Below are 9,022 nucleotides of genomic sequence, written 5' to 3' on the forward strand. Positions count from 1 at the left end.
ACACTGTATGAAGAAGCTTTCGACACTCGTTGGCAGCATCAGCGCCATCACGTTAGGTATGCTAAGCGGATCGGCAATGGCGGCACCTTCGGGTACGGTCGCGTTCCTGATGCCGGACCAGGCGTCCACCCGTTACGAACAGCACGACTTCCCAGGGTTCAAAGCAACGATGTCCAAGCTGTGTCCCGACTGCAAGGTGCTCTACCAGAACGCGAACGCGGACGTTGCGACTCAGCAGCAGCAGTTCAACTCGGTGATCGCACAGGGCGCAAAGGTAATCGTGCTTGACCCGGTGGATTCAACCGCGGCGGCGGCGCTGGTTCATTTGGCGCAAAGTCAGGGCGTGAAGGTGATTGCATACGATCGCCCGGTTCCATCGACGCCGGCTGACTACTATGTCTCGTTCGATAACGAAGGCATCGGCCGCATGATCGCCCAGTCGCTTGTGCAGCATCTGAAAGAGACTGGTGTGCCGACTAACAAGGGAGGTCTTCTCGAAGTCAACGGCTCTCCCACCGACGCCGCAGCGGGGCTGATCAAAAAGGGCATCCATTCCGGCCTCGCGTCTAGCGGCTACAAGACGCTGGCCGAGTACGACACGCCCGAATGGGCGCCGCCGAAGGCTCAGCAATGGGTCAGCGGACAGATCACCCGCTTCCCGTCGCAGATCGTCGGCGTCGTGGCGGCAAACGACGGCACGGCTGGCGGAACGGTCGCGGCCTTCAAGGCGGCTGGCGTGAATCCGGTGCCGCCGGTGACGGGCAACGATGCAACCATCGCGGGTCTGCAACTGATCATCGCCGGCGACGAGTACAACACCATCCTGAAGCCGAGCGAAACCGTTGCGGCGGCCGCGGCCAAGGTCGCCGTGGGGTTCCTGTCCGGACAGGCCGCGAAGGGCGAAACGACGCTCTTCAACACGCCCACGCAGCTCTTCACGCCGACGGTCATCACGGCGAAGAATCTAAAGGCCGAAGTAGTCGACAAGGGTTTCGCGAGCGCCAAGACCTTGTGTACCGACCGTTACGCGGAAGGCTGCAAGAAGCTCGGCATCACCAACTGAACCGGCGCGGCGCCGGACCAACACCGGCGCCGCACGGGGGTTTTCATTCAATCATGCAGAGGTACGGTCCATGACTGACAACTCCACGAAGCGCCCCGCCCCGGGAAACCTGGTGCTTAGTCTGCGCAACATATCCAAGCACTTCGGAGCGGTCTCGGCCCTGACGGACATCGAACTCGACGTACATGCCGGAGAAGTCGTCGCGCTGGTGGGCGACAACGGCGCGGGCAAATCGACGCTCATCAAGGTGCTGGCAGGTGTGCACCAGCCGAGCTCGGGCACGATCACCTTCGACGGTCGCGAAGTGATGCTGGCGAACCCGGCAGCGGCGCTCGATCTGGGCATTGCCACGGTGTTTCAGGATCTCGCCCTGTGTGAAAACCTCGATGTCGTCGCGAATATTTTCCTCGGGCGAGAGCTCGGTCCCATGCGCCTGGACGAAGTATCGATGGAGATGCGGGCATGGACCCTTCTGAACGAACTGTCGGCGCGCATTCCCGATGTGCGCGATGTGGTGGCATCGCTGTCCGGCGGCCAGCGGCAAACCGTTGCCATCGCACGTTCTCTGCTGCTCGACCCCAAACTGATCATGCTGGACGAGCCGACCGCCGCGCTGGGCGTCGCGCAGACCGCGGAAGTGCTGAATCTCATCGAACGCGTGCGTGATCGCGGACACGCAGTGATCATCATCAGCCACAACATGGAAGATGTGCGCGCCGTGGCGGACCGGATCGTCGTGCTCCGGCTCGGCAAGAACAACGGCGTCTTCTATCCCGACTCGTCGAATCAGGAGCTCGTCGCCGCGATCACCGGCGCAACCGAGAACGCAGTCTCGCGCCGCGCCGACCGGCGTCAGGTTCAAACGAATGCCTAATGAATGCCTAGTGGGAGAAACGATCATGAGTAACCAGGTCCAGGGTGCTCCGCAGGGAAATCCGCAGAAGCCCGATCAGCCTTCCCCATTGCTGGATCGCAGCGATGTGCGCGTGAAACACGCCACGGGCATCGGAGGCACGGTCTCGGCGTTCGTCGATCAGGTGAAGTCGGGTGATCTGGGTTCACTGCCCGTCGTCGCGGGTCTCATCATCATCTGGACCGTTTTCACGAGCCTGAATCCGGTCTTCCTGTCTGCCAACAATCTGGTCAACCTGCTCTTCGACTGCTCGACCATCGGCGTCATCTCGCTCGGTATCGTGTGCGTGCTGATGGTGGGCGAAATCGACCTCTCCGTCGGTTCGATGAGCGGTTTCGCTTCCGCGCTGGTGGGCATGCTCTGGGTCAACCACGGCTGGCCGGTGGGGCTGGCGATCGTTGCGGCCATCGTGGTGGGCGTGGTCGTCGGCGCGCTGTATGCATCGCTGCTCAACCGCCTCGGGATGCCGAGTTTCGTGGCGACGCTGGCCGGTTTGCTCGCCTTGCTCGGGCTGCAACTCTACGTGCTCGGCGCGAGCGGCTCCATCAACCTGCCCTATGGTTCGTCGATGGTCAACCTCGGACAGCTGATCGTGCTGCCGCCGGTCGTATCGTATGTGATTGCGCTCGTGCCGGGCGTCGTCATGCTGGTCCTCGGGATGCGCACGCACCAGCGCCGCCGCGCGTCGAACCTTTCGGCGCCGTCGATGAGCAGTCTGCTCACGCGCTGCATCGTCGTTACCGTGCTGCTGGAAGTCGTGGTGGCATACCTGAACCGGGGACGCGGCATTCCGCTGCTGTTCGCGCTGTTTCTGGCGCTTGCGGTCGTGATGGACTACATGCTGAGACGCACGCGATGGGGCCGTTCGATGCACGCAGTCGGCGGCAACAAAGAAGCAGCAAGGCGCGCGGGCATCAACGTCAAAGGCATTTATATGAGCGCCTTTGTGCTCTGCTCGGGTCTCGCGGCGCTCGGCGGCGTCCTGTCGGCAGCGCGACTCGCATCGGCCAGTCAGCAGGCCGGCACCGGGGACGTCAATCTCAATGCGATTGCAGCGGCGGTGATTGGCGGGACGAGTCTCTTCGGCGGGCGCGGCAGCGCGTACTCGGCGGTGCTGGGCATCATTGTGATCCAGTCGATTGCGAGCGGACTGACGCTGCTGAACCTGTCGTCCTCGCTGCGTTTCATGATCACGGGCGCGGTGTTGGCGATTGCGGTGATCGTCGATTCGCTTGCCCGGCAATCGCGCGTCTCGCACGGTCGCGCCTGATTTCAAATATCCAGGAGACGGATGAATGACTGACGCAATCAAGGGAAAAGTCGCGGCCATTACGGGTGCCGCGTCGGGGATCGGTCTGGCATGCGCGCGTGAGCTGATTGCTCATGGCGCTAAGGTCGTGCTGATCGATCGCGCCAAAGAGCGGCTCGATACGCTGTGCGCGGAGCTCGGTCCCGATGCATTGCCCCTCGTCGCCGACCTGTTGAACCCCGCGGAAGTGTCGGGCCTGCTGCCGCGCATTCTCGATGCGGCTGGCGGCCTCGACATCTTCCACGCGAATGCCGGCGCGTACGTGGGCGGCGAAGTGGCCGAAGGCGATCCCGACGCATGGGACCGCATGCTGAACCTGAATATCAATGCCGCGTTCCGTTCGGTGCACGCCGTCCTTGCGCACATGGTGAAGCAGCAGTCCGGCGACATTATCTTCACCAGCTCCATCGCGGGCGTGGTACCGGTGGTCTGGGAGCCGATCTACACCGCTTCGAAGTTTGCGGTGCAGGCCTTCGTGCACACGACGCGGCGACAGCTCTCGAAGCATGGCGTGCGCGTGGGCTCGGTATTGCCGGGGCCGGTCGTGACCGCGTTGCTAGACGACTGGCCCAAGGCGAAGATGGACGAGGCGCTCGCATCCGGCAGCCTGATGCAGCCGAAGGAAGTGGCCGATTGCGTGCTTTTCATGCTGACGCGCCCGCGCAACGTGACCATTCGCGACCTCGTGATCCTTCCGAACGCGGTCGATCTCTGAGACCGACCGCCATGCGAGGGGCGCGGATGTCCCTCGACATCGACCCAACGCTTGAACAGGCAGTAAGCCATGACTTCTGATTACACGATCCAGGACGCAACGAACGCGCGGTTTGTCGTCGGCGTGGATGTCGGCACCGGCAGCGCGCGCGCGGGCGTCTTCGACCTCGACGGCCGCATGCTGGCGACGGCGAAGCACGACATCACGCTGTATCGCGGGAGCGGGTCCATCGTCGAACAATCCAGCACCGAAATCTGGGGCGCCGTCTGTCACGCGGTCAAGGATGCGGTTGCGCAGGCGGATGTGTCGTCGGAACGGATCGTCGGGATCGGGTTCGATGCGACCTGCTCGCTGGTTGTGCTGGGCCAGGGCGGCAAGCCGCTACCGGTGGGGCCGTCGGAGGAGGCAGAGCGCGACATCATCGTCTGGATGGATCACCGCGCCGTGGAGCAGGCGGAACGCATCAACGCCGCGGGGCACGATGTCCTGAAGTATGTGGGCGGCAAGATATCTCCGGAGATGGAAACGCCGAAGCTGCTGTGGCTTCTCGAGAATCGTCCCGCCGTATTCGACGATGCATGGCAGTTCTTCGATCTCACCGACTTTCTGACGTGGCGTTCGACGGGCGACCTGTCGCGATCCACGTGCACGGTCACCTGCAAGTGGACCTACCTTGCCCATGAGCGTCGTTGGGACGAGAGCTATTTTCGCAGCGTCGGACTGGGCTTGCTGGCGGACGAAGATTTTTCCCGCATCGGGCAAAAGGTGGTGGAACCCGGCACGCCGTTGGGAACCGGCCTGACAAAAGAGGCAGCGGCGCAACTCGGCTTGCGCGCGGGGACGCCGGTTGCCGCGGGCGTGATCGATGCGCACGCGGGCGGCATCGGCACGGTGGGCGCCGAAGGCGAGCCGCAAGCCTGCCTGGCCTATGTGTTCGGAACGTCGTCCTGCACGATGACTACGACCCGCGAACCGGTGTTCGTCCCTGGCGTCTGGGGGCCGTATTTCTCGGCGATGGTCCCGAACGCCTGGCTCAACGAGGGCGGCCAGTCCGTTGCGGGCGCGGCCATCGAAAGGCTGCTCACGCTGCATCCGGCAACCGCCGAGGCGCGAAGCCGTTCGGAGGAAGTCGGACAGTCACTGCCCGCGATGCTCGCCAATCTCGCGACGCAGGCGTCTGACACTTTGTCCGACGTCGTGAAACTGGCGCAAGGCGTGCACGTAGTTCCCGAATTCCTGGGCAACCGTGCACCGTTCGCCGATCCGCATGCGAGAGCTGTGATCGCGGGCCTCGGCATGGAAACCGACCTCGACAGTCTTGTATCGCTCTATATCGCGGGTATCTGCAGTATCGGATATGGCTTGCGCCAGATAGTCGAGACTCAGGCGTCGGCGGGCGCACCGATCGAACGGGTGATGATCAGCGGAGGAGCGGGCCGACACGATCTCGTCCGTCAGTTGCTCGCCGATGCGGTGGGCAAGCCGGTGCTGGCCGCGCGGGCGGAGGAGCCCGTTCTTCTCGGCGCTGCGATTCTTGGCGCCGTGGCAGGCGGGCAATTCAACGATATGCAGACTGCGATGGGCGTTATGTCTCAGGTCAGCAAAGTCTACGAACCCCATCGCGATGTACGCGCGTTGCATGATGCACGGTTCGTTGCGTTCGCGCGCTTGCAGGCTGTCGCCAGGGAGATTCGTTAGCCGGCACCGCGAAACAAACATCAAATGACGCGTATTTGCGTAGCTTGCAACCGCGTGTCACTAGAACGACGACGCAAGCGATGCCGCTGGTCGAGAGGCCGCTAATCCGGTTACAACAGACGTTGGGATGACCGATCCGTGTCGCGTCGAAAGGCAGTGACTGCCCTCTTTTGCGCCGCCAGTGACGCGTCCGTTTGCCACCGCGCTCTGCGCGCGGATTAGGCGCTTCAATGACAGGCGGTCATTTCTCGATTGACAGGGGTGCGTGCGCCCTGCCTCCCCTGGCCTCATCGCCATATAACCGTCGGGCATGCTCTGTGCGACTTCACTAGCGCTCGCCCGCAGGGCCATGCTTATTCGCCACTCATCGATATGGACCCCATCCACAACAAAGCTCGCTCGACGCCGCCGCCGTCCGAGGAACCCGCCTTCACCGGCTTCGTGCGGGTGCGCGGCGCTCGCGAACACAATCTGAAAAACATCGATGTGCAGATTCCGCGTGATGCGCTGGTCGTTTTCACCGGCGTGTCCGGATCGGGCAAATCTTCGCTGGCATTCGGCACGTTGTACGCCGAAGCGCAGCGGCGCTATTTTGAATCGGTCGCGCCGTATGCCCGGCGCCTGATCGAGCAGGTCGGCGTGCCCGAAGTGGACGCCATCGAAGGCCTGCCACCCGCGGTCGCGTTGCAGCAGCAGCGCGGCACGCCGAGTGCGCGCTCGTCGGTTGGCAGCGTGACCACGCTGTCGAGTCTCGTGCGCATGCTCTATTCGCGCACGGGCGACTACCCGTCGAAGCAGCCCATGCTGTTCGCCGAGGATTTCTCGCCGAACACGGTGCAAGGCGCCTGTCCGACTTGCCATGGAGTTGGCCGCGTGTACGAGGTCACGGAAAAATCGATGGTGCCCGACGACTCGCTGACCATTCGCGAGCGCGCAATCGCTGCATGGCCGCCCGCGTGGCACGGACAAAACCTGCGTGACATTCTGGTGACCCTTGGCTACGACGTCGATAAACCGTGGCGTGATTTGCCGAAGAAAGACCGCGACTGGATTCTCTTCACCGACGAACAGCCGACCGCGCCCGTCTACGCCGGACTCACGCCGAAAGAAACGCGTGCCGCGCTCAAGCGCAAGGACGAACCAAGCTATCAAGGGACATTCACCGGTGCACGCCGCTATGTGCTGCACACGTTCGCGAACACGCAAAGCGCGCTGATGAAAAAACGCGTGTCGCGTTTCATGATTGGCAGCGTCTGTCCGGCCTGTCATGGCAAGCGGCTCAAGAAGGAAGCGCTGTCGGTGAAATTCGCCGGACTCGACATCGGCGCGTTCGCTCAGTTGCCGCTGGCCAGACTTGCCGAGATGCTCGAACCGATCGCGCGCGGCGAATGGCCCGAGCGGGATGCCGCTCATTCGGGCAAAGACGCCGGCAAAGGCAGCGTGCTCAGCAGGAGCGCCATGCGCGATGCCGTCGATAAACGGATCGCCGCAGGCGGTTCCGCGCATAAAGCGTCGCCCGACGTGCGGCGCACACCCAACCTGTCCGAGGAAAAACGCGTCGCCGCGCAACGCATTGCAGCCGAGCTGCTCGAACGCCTGACGACTCTGGTCAATCTTGGTCTGGGCTATCTCGCGCTGGAGCGCAGTACGCCCACGCTGTCATCCGGCGAACTGCAGCGCTTGCGACTCGCCACGCAGTTGTCGTCGCAGTTGTTCGGCGTCGTGTATGTGCTCGATGAGCCGTCGGCCGGCCTGCACCCCGCGGATGGCGAAGCGCTCTTCAGCGCGCTGCAAAGCCTGAAGGCCGCGGGCAATTCGCTGTTTGTCGTCGAACACGATCTGCAGATGATGCGGTGCGCAGACTGGCTCGTCGATGTCGGTCCCGCGGCCGGCGAAGCCGGCGGCCATGTGATCTATAGCGGGCCGCCCGCCGGCCTCGCGAATGTCGAAGCGTCGCATACGCGCCAGCATCTGTTTGCGCCGCCCGCGCCCGTCGCACGCGCGACGCGCGAACCGGCCGGCTGGCTGCGGCTCGCCGGCATCACGCGCAACAATCTGCGTGGGCTGGACGCCGCGTTTCCGCTCGGCTGCCTGACTGCCGTCACGGGCGTGTCGGGCTCGGGCAAATCGAGCCTCGTGAGCCAGGCGTTGCCGGAACTGGTCGCTAGCCACCTTGGACGCGTCTTTGAAAACCCGGACGACGACGAGCAGGACCCGTTGCTCGCGGGCGCGAGCGCGCCGACCGGCGGCCGCATTGCCGAAGGCATGGACGCGCTGCGCCGCCTCGCGCGCGTCGATCAGAAACCGATCGGCCGCACGCCGCGTTCCAATCTCGCCACCTACACGGGCCTCTTCGACCACGTGCGCAAGCTGTTCGCCGACACGCCACTGGCTCGCAAGCGTCGCTACGGCGCGGGCCGCTTCTCGTTCAACGTGGCGCAAGGCCGTTGCCCGACGTGTGAAGGCGAAGGCTTCGTCAGCGTCGAACTACTGTTCCTGCCAAGCGTTTATGCGCCCTGCTCGACCTGTGATGGCACGCGCTACAACACGCAGACGCTGGAAGTCACATGGCGCGATAAGAACATCGCCGAGGTGCTCGGCTTGACCGTCGACGCCGCCTGCGATTTCTTCGCCGACGAAGCCAGCGCGATGCGCGCACTGAAAGTGCTGCGTGACATCGGCCTTGGCTATCTGCGGCTCGGTCAGCCCGCCACTGAATTGTCCGGTGGCGAAGCTCAGCGCATCAAGCTCGCCACGGAACTGCAACGCGCGCAACGCGGCGACACGCTGTATATCCTCGACGAACCGACCACCGGCCTGCATCCCGCCGACGTCGACCGGCTGATGGTGCAACTCCAGGAACTCGTGGATGCCGGCAACACCGTCGTCGTGGTGGAGCACGACATGCGGGTGGCCGCACAAAGCGACTGGGTTGTCGACGTCGGCCCGGGCGCCGGCGACGCCGGCGGCGAGATCGTGGCGAGCGGCACACCGGCCCAGGTCGTGCGCGCGAAGGAAAGCCGCACCGCGGCGTATCTGCGGCAGCACCTCGTAGCATGAAAGAAGGAAACATGTACGCTAGCGAGTTCCGTGTTTCTCTTTCGGAAATCGAACAGAGGGCCGCTGGCATGTTGTGCCCGTGGATTCAGAACGCGGCATAACCGGGGAGTCGGCATAACTGGGTCGAAAACCCGATACGCCGTAAGCGCCCGGGGAAGGCACGGCAGGTAGCGCTGGCGCGAGCTGAGGTTATATCGCGGCTACGTCAGGTTTCCAACGATGAGGCAGCAACTGGTCGATGTCAGCAGCGCGATGTGTTGGCAG

General features: G+C 63.7%; 6 protein-coding genes. All 6 read left to right on the plus strand.

What is annotated here, in order from left to right; genetic code table 11:
* Positions 1-7 precede the first annotated feature (7 nt).
* The 6 genes from VOM14_RS27750 to VOM14_RS27775 all read left to right on the plus strand — a co-directional run bounded on the left by VOM14_RS27750 (position 8) and on the right by VOM14_RS27775 (position 8,758).
* A complete protein-coding gene (locus VOM14_RS27750) occupies positions 8-1,063 on the plus strand; it encodes an ABC transporter substrate-binding protein (protein WP_327631928.1) in 1,056 nt (351 codons plus the stop codon).
* A gap of 70 nt (positions 1,064-1,133) precedes the next feature.
* Positions 1,134-1,937 carry an ATP-binding cassette domain-containing protein gene (locus VOM14_RS27755; RefSeq protein WP_327631929.1) on the plus strand — a complete coding sequence of 268 codons (804 nt, stop codon included), beginning with the start codon at positions 1,134-1,136 and terminating at the stop codon, positions 1,935-1,937.
* A 25-nt stretch (positions 1,938-1,962) separates the two neighbouring features.
* On the plus strand, positions 1,963-3,246 hold the full coding sequence (locus VOM14_RS27760) for a sugar ABC transporter permease (protein WP_327631930.1): 1,284 nt from the start codon (positions 1,963-1,965) through the stop codon (positions 3,244-3,246).
* 25 nt (positions 3,247-3,271) lie between these two features.
* Positions 3,272-4,000 (plus strand): SDR family oxidoreductase, encoded by a 729-nt coding sequence (locus tag VOM14_RS27765; protein WP_327631931.1) that lies wholly within the window; start codon positions 3,272-3,274, stop codon positions 3,998-4,000.
* Positions 4,001-4,069: 69 nt separating this feature from the next.
* Entirely contained in the window at positions 4,070-5,698 is a 1,629-nt protein-coding gene (locus tag VOM14_RS27770; RefSeq protein ID WP_327631932.1) for an FGGY-family carbohydrate kinase, read from the plus strand.
* A gap of 372 nt (positions 5,699-6,070) precedes the next feature.
* The gene (locus VOM14_RS27775) at positions 6,071-8,758 is read left to right on the plus strand and encodes an excinuclease ABC subunit UvrA (RefSeq protein ID WP_327631933.1); all 2,688 of its coding nucleotides are present in this window, start codon (positions 6,071-6,073) and stop codon (positions 8,756-8,758) included.
* The last annotated feature ends 264 nt before the right edge of the window (positions 8,759-9,022 follow it).

The organism is Paraburkholderia sp. MPAMCS5 (assembly GCF_036016995.1).
Taxonomy (GTDB): domain Bacteria; phylum Pseudomonadota; class Gammaproteobacteria; order Burkholderiales; family Burkholderiaceae; genus Paraburkholderia.

Excerpts from the sequence above, each read along its gene's own strand:
- VOM14_RS27760 (WP_327631930.1), top strand. The coding sequence starts at position 1,963 with ATGAGTAACCAGGTCCAGGGTGCTCCGCAGGGAAATCCGCAGAAGCCC.
- VOM14_RS27750 (WP_327631928.1), top strand. The coding sequence starts at position 8 with ATGAAGAAGCTTTCGACACTCGTTGGCAGCATCAGCGCCATCACGTTA.
- VOM14_RS27765 (WP_327631931.1), top strand. The coding sequence starts at position 3,272 with ATGACTGACGCAATCAAGGGAAAAGTCGCGGCCATTACGGGTGCCGCG.
- VOM14_RS27755 (WP_327631929.1), top strand. The coding sequence starts at position 1,134 with ATGACTGACAACTCCACGAAGCGCCCCGCCCCGGGAAACCTGGTGCTT.
- VOM14_RS27775 (WP_327631933.1), top strand. The coding sequence starts at position 6,071 with ATGGACCCCATCCACAACAAAGCTCGCTCGACGCCGCCGCCGTCCGAG.
- VOM14_RS27770 (WP_327631932.1), top strand. The coding sequence starts at position 4,070 with ATGACTTCTGATTACACGATCCAGGACGCAACGAACGCGCGGTTTGTC.